General features: G+C 43.6%; 11 protein-coding genes and 1 riboswitch. Of the genes, 3 read left to right on the top strand and 8 right to left on the bottom strand.

Going from position 1 to position 14,733, the window contains the following annotated elements; genetic code table 11:
* Window positions 1–69 precede the first annotated feature (69 nt).
* From gcvPB to gcvT, 3 genes are read right to left on the bottom strand one after another with little or no spacing between them, the layout of a single operon-like run.
* Window positions 70–1,539: an aminomethyl-transferring glycine dehydrogenase subunit GcvPB gene (gene gcvPB, locus ABWW58_RS03290; protein ID WP_353867811.1), complete on the bottom strand. Its 1,470-nt coding sequence runs from the start codon at window positions 1,537–1,539 to the stop codon at window positions 70–72.
* Window positions 1,532–2,887 carry an aminomethyl-transferring glycine dehydrogenase subunit GcvPA gene (gcvPA, locus tag ABWW58_RS03285; protein WP_353867810.1) on the bottom strand — a complete coding sequence of 452 codons (1,356 nt, stop codon included), beginning with the start codon at window positions 2,885–2,887 and terminating at the stop codon, window positions 1,532–1,534. Before gcvPA ends, gcvPB begins: the two co-directional genes overlap by 8 nt.
* Before the next feature lie 12 nt (window positions 2,888–2,899).
* Window positions 2,900–3,997: a glycine cleavage system aminomethyltransferase GcvT gene (gcvT, locus tag ABWW58_RS03280; protein ID WP_353867809.1), complete on the bottom strand. Its 1,098-nt coding sequence runs from the start codon at window positions 3,995–3,997 to the stop codon at window positions 2,900–2,902.
* 181 nt (window positions 3,998–4,178) lie between these two features.
* Window positions 4,179–4,269, bottom strand: a riboswitch (glycine riboswitch).
* A gap of 129 nt (window positions 4,270–4,398) precedes the next feature.
* On the opposite strand from gcvT, the gene ABWW58_RS03275 reads away from it, so the two are divergent.
* Both ABWW58_RS03275 and ABWW58_RS03270 read left to right on the top strand, forming a co-directional pair.
* Entirely contained in the window at window positions 4,399–6,075 is a 1,677-nt protein-coding gene (locus ABWW58_RS03275; RefSeq protein ID WP_353867808.1) for a DEAD/DEAH box helicase, read from the top strand.
* Entirely contained in the window at window positions 6,053–6,856 is an 804-nt protein-coding gene (locus ABWW58_RS03270) for a YqhG family protein (protein ID WP_353867807.1), read from the top strand. Before ABWW58_RS03275 ends, ABWW58_RS03270 begins: the two co-directional genes overlap by 23 nt.
* Here ABWW58_RS03270 and comGB read toward each other — a convergent pair.
* Together comGB and comGA are read right to left on the bottom strand one after the other, a co-directional pair.
* Complete coding sequence (comGB, locus tag ABWW58_RS03265; RefSeq protein WP_353867806.1) at window positions 6,843–7,874, bottom strand: competence type IV pilus assembly protein ComGB; 1,032 nt, start codon at window positions 7,872–7,874, stop codon at window positions 6,843–6,845. The genes ABWW58_RS03270 and comGB overlap by 14 nt on opposite strands.
* Window positions 7,849–8,937 carry a competence type IV pilus ATPase ComGA gene (comGA, locus tag ABWW58_RS03260; RefSeq protein ID WP_353867805.1) on the bottom strand — a complete coding sequence of 363 codons (1,089 nt, stop codon included), beginning with the start codon at window positions 8,935–8,937 and terminating at the stop codon, window positions 7,849–7,851. The genes comGB and comGA overlap by 26 nt, the downstream gene beginning before the upstream one ends.
* A 443-nt stretch (window positions 8,938–9,380) precedes the next feature.
* Between comGA and ABWW58_RS03255 the strand changes: the two genes are divergently transcribed.
* A complete protein-coding gene (locus tag ABWW58_RS03255; RefSeq protein ID WP_353867804.1) occupies window positions 9,381–10,991 on the top strand; it encodes an IS1634 family transposase in 1,611 nt (536 codons plus the stop codon).
* A 332-nt stretch (window positions 10,992–11,323) separates the two neighbouring features.
* Here the strand turns inward: ABWW58_RS03255 and ABWW58_RS03250 are convergent, their stop codons facing one another.
* The 3 genes from ABWW58_RS03250 to ABWW58_RS03240 form a co-directional block, all read right to left on the bottom strand.
* The gene (locus ABWW58_RS03250; RefSeq protein WP_353867803.1) at window positions 11,324–11,710 is read right to left on the bottom strand and encodes a Spx/MgsR family RNA polymerase-binding regulatory protein; all 387 of its coding nucleotides are present in this window, start codon (window positions 11,708–11,710) and stop codon (window positions 11,324–11,326) included.
* A 176-nt stretch (window positions 11,711–11,886) separates the two neighbouring features.
* Window positions 11,887–13,023, bottom strand: a complete 1,137-nt coding sequence (gene glgD / locus ABWW58_RS03245; protein ID WP_353867802.1) for a glucose-1-phosphate adenylyltransferase subunit GlgD — start codon at window positions 13,021–13,023, stop codon at window positions 11,887–11,889.
* 150 nt (window positions 13,024–13,173) lie between these two features.
* On the bottom strand, window positions 13,174–14,538 hold the full coding sequence (locus ABWW58_RS03240; protein WP_353867801.1) for a murein hydrolase activator EnvC family protein: 1,365 nt from the start codon (window positions 14,536–14,538) through the stop codon (window positions 13,174–13,176).
* Window positions 14,539–14,733 lie beyond the last annotated feature (195 nt).

The following is a 14,733-nucleotide window of genomic DNA, read 5'->3' as shown; positions in this document are numbered from 1 at the left end:
CCGTAATTTATCATTCTTAACACGTCAAAAAGCACCTTCATGTCGAAGGTGCTTTTTGATTTACTATTCTTAGTGTTCTTCTTTCACGTAGCGCAGTACCGGGTGACGAGCTGCTTGTGTTTCATCTAATCGACCGATAACCGTTTTATGAGGTGCTTCTTGAACAATTTCAGGGCTGTTTTCCACTTCTTTTGTAATTGCGATCAAATGGTCGGCGAATGCATCCAAGGTTTCCTTAGACTCCGTCTCCGTCGGTTCAATCATCAACGCTTCATCAACAAGCAGTGGAAAGTAAATGGTCGGTGGATAGTAGCCAAAGTCAAGCAGTCGCTTTGCCATATCGAGTGTACGCACGCCTAACTTCTTCTGGCGGCTGCCTGAGAGCACAAATTCATGCTTGCAGAGCTGCTTGAATGGCGTTTCGAAGGCACCATTCAGACGTTTTAACAGGTAGTTCGCATTAAGAACAGCATCTTTGGAAACCTGGAAAAGTCCTTTGCCGCCCATCGTCCGAATGTACGCGTAGGCACGGACATTGATACCGAAGTTTCCATAAAATGCCTTTACACGGCCAATAGATTGCGGACGATCATTATCAAAACCAAAACTGCCATCATCCTTTTTCACGATCAATGGTTTGGGCAAGAAGGGTTCCAACTCTGCTTTTACACCAACAGGACCTGAACCAGGTCCACCGCCGCCATGCGGACCGGTAAATGTTTTATGAAGGTTGAGGTGTACCACGTCATACCCCATGTCGCCTGGTCTTGTCACACCCATGATCGCATTCATGTTCGCACCGTCATAGTACACCTTACCACCCGCGGCGTGAATAATTTCAGCAATCTCTTGAATATGAGTCTCAAATAAGCCTAATGTATTCGGATTCGTGAGCATGAACGCAGCGGTTGTCTCATCAGCGACACGTCTCAAATCATCCAAATCAACAAGGCCATTTTCATCGGACTTTACCGTTACCGCATCAAATCCGGCAACGGCGGCAGAAGCCGGATTTGTACCATGTGCTGTATCCGGAACGATGACCTTCGTACGTTTCACGTCACCATTTGCTTCATGAAAAGCCCGAATGATCATTAGACCTGTCCACTCACCATGTGCACCGGCTGCAGGTTGCAGTGTGACTGCATCCATACCGGTGATTTCCTGTAAATTTTCTTGGAGTCGATAGAGCAGTTCAAGTGCGCCCTGTACCGAATGTTCGTCCTGATACGGATGAATGTTCGTCAAACCGTCAAGACGTGCAACCACTTCATTTACCTTCGGATTATATTTCATCGTACACGATCCGAGCGGATAGAACCCATTATCGACGCCAAAATTTCTTCGTGAGAGGGCCATGTAATGACGGACAAGTTCCAGTTCCGAAACTTCCGGCCAATTTGGTTCTTCCTGCCGCAGATACACCTTATCAACCATATCCGAAAGCGGCGTTTCCGGTACATCGAGTGGGGGCAGGCTATACGCTGTCCGTCCTTCTCTGCTCCGTTCGAAAATGAGCGCCTGATTTTGATTATCCACCAATAATCCCTCCTAGAGCTTCAACGAATTGGTCAATCTCGTTTTTTGATCGCATTTCCGTCACAGCAATAAGCATTTTGTTATCCATTTGATCAAAAGATTTGCTTAAATCATATCCGCCAATGATACCCTTTTTAAGCAGCAAGTGATTGACCTCTGATACCGGTCGCTTGCAATCAACGACAAATTCATTAAAGTACGGCTGATCGGAACAAACAGAAACCCCATATTCTTTAAACTGCTTGGCAGCGTAATGTGCCTTCTGAATAGTTTGTTCGGCAAGTTCACGGATTCCTTTCTTGCCAAAGGCGTTCATCGCAACTGAAGAAGCCAAAGCGTTCAATGCCTGGTTCGAACAGATATTAGAAGTTGCCTTTTCACGGCGGATATGCTGCTCGCGTGCCTGAAGCGTCAGCACATAACCACGTTGACCTTGATCATCTACTGTTTCTCCGACCAAACGCCCCGGTACCTTGCGAATCAATTTTTTGGATACCGCAAAGTATCCGCAATGAGGGCCGCCAAACGATTCTGAAATTCCGAGCGGCTGACAGTCGCCAACAACAATATCAGCATTGAAGCTGCCCGGTGGCGTTAGAAGTCCCAAGGAAAGCGGGTTGCTTGTGACAATAAGTTGCGCTTTTTTTGTTCCATGAACGATTTGCTCAATTTCTTTTAGCGGCTCAATTTGTCCAAAGAAATTCGGGTACTGAACAATCACGCAGGCGGTTCCATCATCAACAGTAGCCTCAAGTGTTTGAAGATCCACAGCACCATTTTTTGCTGGCACAGTAACTACATCAAGCCTGCGTCCATGCGCATAAGTGGCGAGCACTTGACGATATTCTGGGTGAACGGTTTCTGAAACTACAATTTTCTTATTTCGTGTTACACTGCTCGAGAGCAGTGCCGCCTCTGCTAGCGAAGTTGATCCATCATACATTGATGAATTAGCGGCTTCCATCCCGGTTAATTCGCAAATTAATGTCTGAAATTCAAAAATCGCCTGCAATTCTCCTTGCGACACCTCAGCCTGATAAGGCGTATAAGCCGTGTAAAATTCACCACGGGAGATCACACTGTCCACGACAGAAGGAATATAGTGATCATAGATACCCGCCCCTAAAAATGAAGGGTAGTCTCTTGTGCTCACATTCTTCTTCGCGAGTCCGGCTAAGAAACGGACCAACTCCGGTTCGGATAACTTCGGTTCAAGTTTCAAATCTCCTTTAAAACGTATCTTTGCCGGTACATCTGAAAAAAGGTCTTCATCCGACTGCACGCCAATAACATTGAGCATCTCGCGGCGATCCTCTTCCGTCACCGGCAGATAACGAAACTCTGACATTTGATTTCCTCCTCAGCCTTTTTTATAGAAAGGTGTTTTAATTAGTTTGGCTTTTTTGCGCTTTCCTCGGATATCCACGTCAACCAAACCGCCGATTTTCGCAAATTCACTATTGATCAAAGCGAGTCCTAGATTCTTGCCAAGTGTTGGGGATTGAGTGCCGGTCGTCACTTCGCCAATCTTAGTATCACCCACATAAACACTATAATGTGTACGTGGAATTGCTCGATCAATCATTTCCAGACCGACTATTTTACGTGCTAATCCTTCTGCTTTTTGCTGTGCCAACGCTGATTTACCAATGAAGTCAGCCTCTTTGTTCGTCTTGACTGCAAAACCAATGCCTGCTTCCAGAGGGCTGATCGTTGCACTGAGTTCCTGCCCATATAAAGGAAGTCGCGCCTCGAAGCGCAGCGTATCACGCGCACCTAGCCCACAAGGAATGATCCCTTCTGGTTTTCCTGATGCAAGAATGGCGTTCCATAACTCTGGCGCTTTGTCCCATGGACAATAAAGTTCTAAACCGTCTTCCCCAGTGTAGCCGGTACGGGAAACGAGACAGGATACGCCTTCTAAAGAAACTTGATCAGCAAATTTAAAATGCTTTATTGATGTTAAATCGTAGTCGGTGATTTTTTGAACAATTGCGATAGCGCGTGGTCCCTGTACAGCAAGCAGCGCTATTTTACTTGACTGGTTAATCAATTCAAGGTCCTGAGGAGCATGTTCGGAGAGCCATTTGAAGTCCTTATCAATATTCGCGGCATTGACAACCAACTGATAGTTATTTTGACCAAGGCAATAAATCAACAAGTCATCGACAGTTCCGCCGTCTTCATAACACATCGCGGTATACAATGCATCCCCAGGGCGAGCTTTGGATACATCATTTGTCACCATTTTTTGAAGAAACTGTTCTGCTTTCTCTCCCTGAATCAAGAACTCACCCATGTGAGATACATCGAAAATACCCGCATTACTGCGCACGGCATTATGTTCTTGCTTTATTCCTGAGATCTGTACTGGTAATAGATAGCCGCCAAAGTCAATCAGTTTTACATCTTGACTTCTGTAAAAGTCGTAGAGCGGTGTTGTTTTCAAATCCGGCATTCCGTTCATTCCTCCCACTAAAGCTGTTCTTTGGACGTACCATTGAATGGATGTTAAAAAAGGACAGGGGAAGACAATTAGTTTGTCTTCCCCTGTCCTTATACCTGAAAGTTTATCGCTTTATCAGCCTAAGCTTCAAGCGGTATCCCCTTTGGTAGCCCCGTGGCACTCTCCAGAGGTGCGTCCGTCATGAGTCCTGTTTGCCTGAGAGATTCACTACTCGTTTGCTCCTTCGGCGACCGCATTGAAGCGGTCTCTCCCCATAACGTCATCCGCAATCCATTCAATTCAATCGTTTAACTCCAGATATTATCGTGCATACTAACAGTGTTATCCTACCATTATCTCAGTGATTTTAGCAATACTTTGTTCACAAAATTTTAACATATAAGGTGTCGAAAATGAAACCTCTTATCCAATTTGACAGAACTTGGCATGAAGAATTCTTCAAACGAATCGACGATGACGGTCCTTGGGCTAAATCCGAACTCTTTTCGCTTGCCTATCTCGCCGAAAAAGAGCGGGTCGTTCCCACATTTCACGGCTTAATCGCCCCAAAACGCCTTCCATTATTAAAGCTGCACCCCCATCAGGTAGAGACCGCCCGTATGGTCATTGAGGACATGCACGGCAAAGCGATTCTAGCAGACGAAGTTGGCTTGGGAAAAACAATTGAAGCAGGATTAATTATTAAAGAATATATGATTCGCGGACTTGTAAAAAAAGTGCTGATCCTTGTTCCCGCTTCTTTAGTACTGCAATGGGTATCCGAGCTCAATTCAAAATTCTATATTCCGGCAGTCGCTCAGCGCAAGGCTTATGTCTGGAGTCAGTATGACGTTGTCGTCTCATCTATTGACACGGCAAAACGTGAGCCCCATCGAGACATCGTTATGGAACAAAACTATGACCTAATTATTATCGACGAAGCACATAAGCTTAAAAATCACAAAACAAAAAACTATCAATTCGTTCAATCACTCAAGAAACGGTTTTGTCTCTTACTGACCGCGACACCCATCCAGAATAGACTCAATGAAATTTTTTATCTCGTCTCGCTGCTGAAACCAGGCTATCTTGGTGATGCCGAAAGCTTTTCAAAGAACTATAAATCGGGAATTCGCTCGGTTAAGAATGAACAAAAACTTAAAGCACTTGTCAATCAAGTCATGGTTCGCAATCGCCGTGAGGATACCGGCCTCCACTGGCCGAAACGAATTATCAAATCTTTTGATATTCCCTTTTCGCAGACTGAGCAAGCTTTCTATGATAGCCTATCAACGCTAAGAGAAAACGGAGTCGTTCAGCCCTTTTCACTACTTACACTACAACGGGAAGCATGCAGCAGCCGCGAAGCCGCATTTGCGACTCTAAATAAACTATACAAGTCGACTGCGACTCCGGTAAATGAACGACTTTGGCATCCTATTTTTAAGAAGTTAAACGCAATTGATCAGAACTCTAAAGCTGAAAAAGCGCTTGAATTGATTAAACATATTAACGATAAAGTGATTATTTTTACAGAATACCGTGCTTCACAACTCTATTTACAGTGGTTTTTAAAGAAAAACGGTATTTCATCCGTTCCCTTCAACGGTGGTTTCAGACGGAATAAAAAAGACTGGATGCGTATGCTTTTTCAGAATAGAGTTCAGGTGCTTGTCGCAACAGAAGCAGGCGGCGAAGGTATCAACTTGCAATTTGCCAGCCATCTGATTAACTATGACCTTCCATGGAATCCCATGCGGATTGAGCAGAGAATCGGCCGAATTCATCGTCTTGGTCAGGAAAACGACGTCCATATTTACAATTTTGCGACACGAGAAACGGTTGAAAGTCACATTTTGAACCTGCTCTATAATAAAATTCACCTATTCGAACAGGTCATTGGTGAACTGGATAAGATACTCAACCACATCGATTTACAAGATGTTGATCAGCAGATAGCTCATATCTTTGAGGAATCGGAATCAGACGGAGAAATTAAAATCAAGCTGGATAACCTGAGCAGTGTGATTAATTTTGAGCAAGAAAATAGTGCAGAGGAGGATCATCATGCAGCAAGCGGAAATTCGTGATTTTCTTGTTCGATTTTTCTCAAGTTCGGATTGTGAATTACTCCCTATATCCAACCCGTCCCAATTAAAGGTTAAATTAACCAAGCAAATGGATAAATTGTTAATGAATCGCCCGTTTTACTGGCATTATATTGAGCAAATTGGTCAGACACCGGAAACAGCAACCCTCACCTTCCGATTTACCGATCAAATTGATGAAGGCGAATTTGTCCACTTCGGTTCTCCGCGCCTTCATCAAATCTTCAATACGGCGGAACAACTCGGGCGCTATATCCGTCTTTATCAGGTCCTTGCGCCTCAATCTTCACCCGCGCTGGAACCGTGGCTTGGGATCAACATGAAGATTAGTTATCAGTGTGATCTGAAAAAAGATCGACTTATTTCGATGGGCCTTCAATTAATAAACGGAACACTAATCGAAGGCTTCCAGACTATGTTGACTAGGCTTGATCTCAATCAAAAATTGCCCAATTACTGCTATACCCTTAGTCCTCTAATTACGGTTAAGAGCGGAATTCAGAGAATCGAGCGCTTTATCGAATCAGAATTGGAGTCGGAACCCTCTGAATGGGCAGATCAGGCAAGTGAGCGGTGGGCCAAAGACCAGAACCTGCTCAATACCTTTTACGAACATCAGGATGAAAAGCCTGATCGTTATTTCCAGGAACAAAAAGCATTGAAGGAGCAATACCAACCGAAGATAAGCCTTCAATTAATTAATGTCGGTTTATTTTATCTGCAATCCTCTACGTTCCTGCCAGAATTGGTTAAAGACCATTAATCATGTGGAAAACCGGCAACAAAATGGAAAGAAACAAGAGAAGCACAAACCCACCGATTAAAATCAATAGAATGGGCTGGCAAAGTGACAAAAGCCATTTGGTTTGCTGTTCCATTTGGGTCATGAGCTGATCACTGAAGCGATCAAGAGCATTGCCTAACGAGCTCTGGAAACCGCCCTGTTCGATGATCATTATAAGTTCAGGCAGATAGTATACCGTTCCTTCGATGGCTGAATTCAACGGAACTCCTTGAATGAGCTTTTCGTTAATTCGTTTTGATTCTAATTTTAGAAAGGGTGACGTCCCTTGTTCAGACAAGATTTCAACGGACTGCTTAATTGTCAAACCGGAACGCAGCAATCCTCCGACTTGGAAGGCAAACTGATGTGTATAGTGTAATTTGATGAATCGCGTAAGGAAAGGAATGCGCGCTACTAAACGAATTCGATTTAGAAGGTCTTGATGCCGAAAAATAATTGTGCCTATAATAGCCAAAAGTACTAACCCGACGATCACAAGCAGTACCTGAACTACATGTTCCGCTAAATACAGCATCATTTTTGTTATGGCGGGAAGTTCAAGCGATAAAGAACGATACAGTTGTATGAAATTGGGCAAGAGAAAATGTCCGACCACAAACAGAACGATGGCTAATATCCATATAAGAAAAAGCGGATACCGAACCAGCCGACGCAATGTTTGGATGTAGCGTTCTTTGCGCAAAATCATTAGACCATTTTCGATCAAAGCTTCCGACAAGTGACCGCTGGCTTCCGCAAAATAAATTGAGCTTGTGACCTCCTTTGGAAATTTGTATTCACTAAGTGTTTCATGAAGTGAATTTCCAGCCTTCAATCGCTCACAAATCTGATGAATTTCAATACGGAGGACTGCCCTCCTCCGGTTAGCCAGTAAAGTCAATGCCGCATTCAAAGGATAGCCATACTTAAGCGATTCCCCAAGTTCAATCAAAAGCTGGGCTTGTTCACTCCTAGTCCATTTTTTCCGTGAGAACATCTGCTTGCCTCCTTACCGTATCCTCGGAGATCCAACCGGTTTCAATCCCCTCTTCAACATAATCTTCAATCGTTTTATAAGCTGACGGCGTGCTTCGTGTCAGTTTCCCCGACAGATAATCGTGAAGCGGCATACCCGCCAGAATTTCAAAGACACCGGTACGTTTGGGATGATGGCGATGAGGACAATTACCGGTACACGCTTGTCCGCAATTTGGGCATTGAATCGTCACCAATCGCTCAGCGATAACCGCTACAAGTGTCTCCTTTAGATCAAATCGGGGAATCCCTAATTCAGCCATTCTTTGCAAAGTTGCAGGCGCATTCGAGGCATGCACGGTAGACAGTACAAGATGTCCGCTCAGAGAAGCGCGCACAGCAATTTTTGCCGTCTCTTCATCACGGATTTCGCCAATCATCACTATATCGGGGTCATGTCGGAGAATAGCTCGGAATCCCTTTGCATACGTGAAATCGGCTTTTTCATTTACTTCCATTTGAATAAATGCATCATTTTTCTTCTCAATCGGATCTTCAATCGTGATCACTCGCGCATGGTAACGCCTTTGCAATGTAGAGAGCAATGTGTATAGGGTTGTTGTTTTTCCAGAGCCGGTAGGTCCGGAAATAAGGATCAATCCGTTCTCATAAGAAAGCAGCGAAGATAATCCGCGCTTTGCTTCATCAAACACAGTCAATTCATCAATGGGTAATTCGTTTCTTTGGGGAAGTATTCGAATAACAAGACTTTCTTTATTCGGAGTAGGCAGGACGGACATGCGTAAGGAAACAGGATCATGGTTGATGATTGCGCGCATCGCGCCGCTTTGAGGAAGACGATGCTCGCCAATATCCATTCCCGAACAAAATTTGAAGTGATTAATGATCCGCTCAGCAGACTCGGTGTCAAGTCTAACGAGTTCGTAAAGATACCCGTTAATTCTGAGCTCAACCAATGTGTCGCACATGCGAGGCGAGAAATGAATGTCTGACGCACCTGCGTTGTACGCTTGTTTCAGCATTTCTCGACTTTGCTCAACAGTTCCATTGTCTAAATTTTCCATATCATCACCTGCTTTCGCTTTGTTCAAGAAAACAGGCTTGTTTCCGAGATTCAGGGTTAACTAACTATTCCACACTCAGTTACTGCATCCCTTCTTTTTCATTATTTTAAAATGGAAAATAATCATTTTGATCCTTGATTAAGTAACGCGGCCGGAATAAAATAAGCGGAGATTTTCCGGCTATTTGCATCATGGTGCTTGTTTTACAGGTAAATAAGGGTAATTTTTCCGCTTATGCACGGAAAAGCCCTCTATTTTCACGTTTTTCGATGCGATAAGCGGAATTTTTCCGTTTATTTCTTAGATCCTGGATTCCCGTATCTCCACACTATGATTTTCCCGAAATTTTCAAAAAGGTTGATTACATGGGGATTTGGGGATATTTTTGCTTCCCTTTAACCTAGTGATGTGTTATAATTGCATCACTAGGTAGGTGGCTAAAAATGGCGATCATCAGGCAAAAAGACAAGCGTAGCGGACTCACCTATGCGTATGAATCGGAATCTTATTGGGATAAAGAGAAGAAACAACCGCGTTCAAGGCGTAAACTCATTGGACGTGTCGATGAAAAGACGGGAAAAATAATCCCTACAGACGGGCGAGGGAAACGACGCAGGCAAACATCCGAAGAAAAGCCCCAACGAGGTCCCACTCCCGTTGCTGAAGCAAAGCGTGTTTTTTATGGAGCCACCTATTTACTGGATCAAATCGGTGAACAGCTGGGACTTACCGAGGATCTCAAGGCCTGTTTCCCGAGGTATTATCAACAGATTCTGTCACTTGCCTATTATATGATTTTGGAACATCCGAACCCTTTGACTCGTTTTGAGAAGTGGGATCATTTACATAAGCATCCGTACGGGAAAAATGTGACGTCTCAGCGCAGCAGTACGGTTTTTTCATACATCTCTGAAGCGGGCAAGAACCAGTTTTTCTCACGTCGCAAGCAGCGTTGTCATGAGGATGAGTATTGGGCTTATGATACGACCAGTATCTCGAGCTATTCCGAAGTGCTCAAACAGGTCGCCTATGGCAAGAACAAGGAAGATGATCGTCTTCCTCAAATCAACTTAGCCCTCATCTTTGGCGAAACCAGCGGGTTGCCTTTCTATTATCGGAAATTGGCTGGGAATATTCCCGATGTCAAAACGGTTGTGAATCTTTTAGGCGATTTCAAAACCCTCGGTTTTGAAAAGGTCAAGCTGGTGATGGATCGAGGCTTTTACAGTGCGGCCAATATCAACGCTTTGATGAAGGAACATCTGAAGTTTTTGATCGCTGTCCGCACCTCATTATCTTGGGTGCGTCACGAGCTCGATCAAGTCTATGACACGCTGGATACCTTCGAAAATTTGGATGAGCAGTATGATCTTTATGCCGTGACGGTGAGGACGGACTGGGACTATACGCAGGATCGGCCATATAAAGGAGATACGCTCAAAGAGAAGCGCCGCGTCTATCTGCATCTGTACTACAATGTTGATCAGGCGGCTGAAGATCAGAAGAAATTTGATCGCAAGCTGATGCGCCATCATCAGGAACTGAAAACCGGCAAACGCATTCCGGAACATGAAGCCTTCTACAAAAAGTATTTCACGGTAAAATCAACACCAAAACGAGGTGTTCAAATTACTGTGAATCATCAAATGGTCGAGAAGGCTAAGCGGTACTACGGGTATTTCTCACTGATTTCCAATGAAAAAATGGATGCGATACAAGCCCTCGAACTTTATCGGGGAAAAGATCCCATTGAGAAGTGCTTTGGGGATATCAAAGAGCGGCTGAACTTGCGTCGCATGTTGGTTTCATCAGAAGCTACCTTAGACGGAAAGTTTTTTGTGGCTTTTGTTGGTTTGATCCTGCTTGCTCAGATTAAGAAAAAGATGCAGACCAAAAAACTTTTCAAAGACTACACGATTCAATCTTTATTCGATAAATTAGATGTGATCGAAGCCTTTGAATCCCCATGCCAGGCACTAAGGGTGGGCGAAATGTTGACCGCTCAGAAGGCTATTTATACGGCTCTAGATATCCCGCTACCTAGTGATGTGTAACGGGGATCCAGGTTAGATTGGGCGGCTTACCTAATCGTCCATCCGAATCTTATGACCATATCGTCGTACCGGCAAGGCAAAACGATATAGTTTCTTTTCTTATAAAAAATCTGCAAACACTTCTCACAACGCGCGGGCGGTTATCCCGAAAAGAGGGGCACAATATAACTTATACTGCGCTCCGATTTTTCTCGCTTGATTCATAATTTATGTCGCAAAAGAGGGCGTCTCAAAGTCAAAAACGGACTTTTGAGACGCCCTTTCATTTTAAATCACGCTAAAATTCATCGTTAGCAAAATGTGCTCATTACTTCATCCCGCATCTTTTCAAACTATCCCATTGATTTCTGATGTTCCCGTTCACCATTCTGCGTGAGTCTTTTAAGATCCTCTTGATGGTAACCGACAACCAATTGTTTCCCGTCGGTAATGATAGGACGCTTCAATAATTTAGGTTCATTGGAAAGAAGCTGAAGAGCTTCGCTAAGCGGCATATCATTCAAGTTGACCGTCAACTGCTTATACATTGCGCTGCGCGTTGCAAGTAAATCTTCAACACCCGATTTCGACAATTTAATAAGTTCCATCAATTCTTGAGCATCCGGACGATTTCGGAAAAGATGCCGTTCCTCATAACTTATCTGATGATCCTTCAGCCAGCCTTTTGTCTTTCTGCAAGACGTGCAGCTCGGATAGGTATAGAAGATCAATTTTCTCATCAGCTTCCCTCCTCGTAAACTAATTTAGTCCCTTTTCATTACTTTTACCCCATTTTTCGCGCACCCAAACTTTTTTTTAGAAAACTCGTCTTCGCCAAATTTCCGGATAACGTTTACCTCATCTACCTAAAGCAGGCTTGACCAACTATTTGACACCAAGAACTATAGCTACACTTCTAAACAGATTGTTGATGTTTTTCAATGACAATGGGGTTAAGTTTTGAACCAATAACCTTAGATCCGGGCGCAACATAGGTCTCTTTATCCATAATGACATTTTCCAGACAAGCGCCTTCACCAATGACACAGCCCTCCATAAGAATCGACCCCTCAATCTTCGCTCCCGCAGCTACGCTCACATTTCTAGAAAGAATCGACCGCCGAACGCTTCCATGAATCACGCAGCCATTGGCAAGCAATATCTCTGAGACTTCAGCATTTTGGCCATAGAATGCGGGTACCTCATTTTTTATTTTTGTGCTGATTCGATGATTCCCGTTTAAGAGGGCTGTGCGGTTCGCGTCTTTGAGCATATCCATATTTGCGTCATAATAAGCTTTAATCGATTGTACATTCTTCATGTAGCCGGTATATTTAAATCCGATTGTTGGAACTTCGGAAACTGATTGATGAAGCGCATCTCTTAAACGATAAAGATCATTCCCCGCGGTGCAGCATCGGATCAATTTTGCGAACAAGCGTGCATTCATAAGATAGATTTCCATATTCTTCGCTATCTGATCATCCTGTTGTTCTGCCTCGGATACAATTTGATTCACGCACCCGTCTTTACCAAACACAAGACTCGTCGATCGCAAGCCACTTGATTCCATTCGATGCATTTTTTTATAAACAACCGTGATCGCAGCTTTTTGCTCGAGATGATAACGCAAAAGGGCATTCACATCCAAATTGCACAACATCCTTGAGCCCATAATGAGTACATAATCTGCTCCAGACTTTTCAATAAACTCAAGATTGTCGTAATAATTTGAAAGGTCTTCTTTCACCCTGCCATATGTCGGCCGATCGATCGTCGGAGTGAAAAAGAAGAGACCGCCGCGCGTCCCGTCTAGATCCCAATCACTGCCGCTCCGTACATGGTCATAGATGGAACGCGATCGATCATTCATGAAAATACCGATCGAATCAGCACCTGCCGATGCAAGATTCGATAACGGAAAATCGATCAAGCGATATCTGCCGCAAAAGGGCAAACCAGCTACCGGACGATGCTCAGTCAAAGGTAATGTCGCGTCAATTGATTCGGATAAATTAATTACACCACAGATTTTCTGGTTATTCGTGATCATCAGCTCCAATCATCCATAGAATCCGGATAGTCGCGTTCATCCTAACCTTATGCATGGAATGCTGATACAGAACCACTTGTAACCTCTACGTATTAAAAAAAAGCCGAACATAATCTGAACGGCCTTTCTTATAAGTAATAATATGTTAATTCATCTAATATAGTTCTCCGGGTTGACTGCGCCATTGTGCGGCGGCGGAGTCCAGCTGCCTACATAGAGTTCAAAATGAAGATGTGAACCAAAGGATTCACCGGTACTGCCCATCGCTCCAATGACCTGTCCCTGCGAAACACTCTGTCCATCAGACACATTGATCGAGGACATGTGCGCATAAACAGTGGTATAAAGTTGTCCATTAATAAAATGCGAAATCATAACACAATTTCCATAACTTGATGAGTTGTAAGCTCTGAAGACGATACCATCTGCTGCCGCGTGAATTGGTGTGCCGGAACTATTTGCAATATCAATCCCAGGATGAAATCCATTGTCGAAAGAACGATAACCAAACCCTGAAGAAATATATCCTGCCGCTGGTTTAATAAAATTTGTCTGCGTCGTTTCAGTTGAATTGTTCGTTGACGATACCGTTTCTGCGGAGGTTTTCGGATTGCTTTCAACCGTGACCTGCTGACTGGAATCTGGTCTTGCCGCTTCGACTTTTTCCTTCTTTGCCTTTTCCTTCTCGGCCTTTGCTTTAGCTTCTGCTTCTGCACGCGCTTTTTCTCGTGTCTGCTGTTCGGCAAGATCAGCCAATTGCTTTTTGATGACTGCCTCTTGCGCATTCAGAATTCCTGTCTGTTCATTTGAGGACATGACGGTTTTTTCAATATCGGATGCTTGACTCTTCAATTCCTCAAGCAAACTTTGCTTATTATCGTTTTCTTGATCAAGGTTTGTCTTCATTGTCTGCAAATTATGCAGCCCGTTTGTTGTCTGAACGAGAACCGCTTGAAGTTTCTTCTTCTTTGTCACTTGATTATTTTTATCTTTTTTCTGATCAGTTATAATTCGATTGTCCTGATCAGTGATCGTTTTTAATGCAAGCATGCGATCCAGGAAATTGCCGAAGCTCCTGGACCCCATCAGTACGTCCAAGTAACTAACCGCCCCGCCATTCATATAAATGGAGCGCAGTCTCCCCTTCAATAATTGCCCGCGAATTTTAATACGATTGTCAATCTTCTTGATCGCTTGTTTGAGTTGAATGATATCCTTCTGATTTTGCCGGACTGTTTCTTTTGTGCGATCAATTTTTACATTCATTGAGTTAATTTTTTTCTCTGAGGCTTTAATTTTATCGACTACCGAATCCTGTTTTGTCTGGTTTTCAGAAAGCTTCTTTTTGGAGGACGTCAATTTCTTTTTGTTATTTTGCTGTTGGTTCTGAACGTGATTTAACTTGTCGTTAAGCTGAGCTTGAGTATTCGCAAAAGCCGCCCCACCGTCAACGCCCAAAATCAAGGAGCAGGAGAGACATACTGCGCCGATCACTTTCATCTTTGTTGTTTTCAATCTACCGGACTCCTTATCCATGCTCAGCAAGCATATACCGATTATAAATTCAGGTTACACATATCTATAAATCTTTCGAAATTCAACACTATCCCTATTATACCAACACAGTTCATGTTTTTCCGACAAAATTAGGTTACATATTCGTTTCGGTTGAAATATTTACTAGATTAATAGGTCTAAAGTAACGTTAGA

The organism is Sporolactobacillus caesalpiniae (assembly GCF_040513385.1).
Lineage (GTDB): Bacteria > Bacillota > Bacilli > Bacillales > Sporolactobacillaceae > Sporolactobacillus.
Note: the sequence above shows the minus strand (reverse complement) of the source record. Positions and strands in the feature narration are given on the sequence as shown.

Excerpts from the sequence above, each read along its gene's own strand:
- gcvPA (WP_353867810.1), bottom strand. The coding sequence starts at position 2,887 with ATGTCAGAGTTTCGTTATCTGCCGGTGACGGAAGAGGATCGCCGCGAG.
- gcvT (WP_353867809.1), bottom strand. The coding sequence starts at position 3,997 with ATGCCGGATTTGAAAACAACACCGCTCTACGACTTTTACAGAAGTCAA.
- ABWW58_RS03275 (WP_353867808.1), top strand. The coding sequence starts at position 4,399 with ATGAAACCTCTTATCCAATTTGACAGAACTTGGCATGAAGAATTCTTC.
- ABWW58_RS03270 (WP_353867807.1), top strand. The coding sequence starts at position 6,053 with ATGCAGCAAGCGGAAATTCGTGATTTTCTTGTTCGATTTTTCTCAAGT.
- comGB (WP_353867806.1), bottom strand. The coding sequence starts at position 7,874 with ATGTTCTCACGGAAAAAATGGACTAGGAGTGAACAAGCCCAGCTTTTG.
- comGA (WP_353867805.1), bottom strand. The coding sequence starts at position 8,937 with ATGGAAAATTTAGACAATGGAACTGTTGAGCAAAGTCGAGAAATGCTG.
- ABWW58_RS03255 (WP_353867804.1), top strand. The coding sequence starts at position 9,381 with ATGGCGATCATCAGGCAAAAAGACAAGCGTAGCGGACTCACCTATGCG.
- ABWW58_RS03250 (WP_353867803.1), bottom strand. The coding sequence starts at position 11,710 with ATGAGAAAATTGATCTTCTATACCTATCCGAGCTGCACGTCTTGCAGA.
- glgD (WP_353867802.1), bottom strand. The coding sequence starts at position 13,023 with ATGATCACGAATAACCAGAAAATCTGTGGTGTAATTAATTTATCCGAA.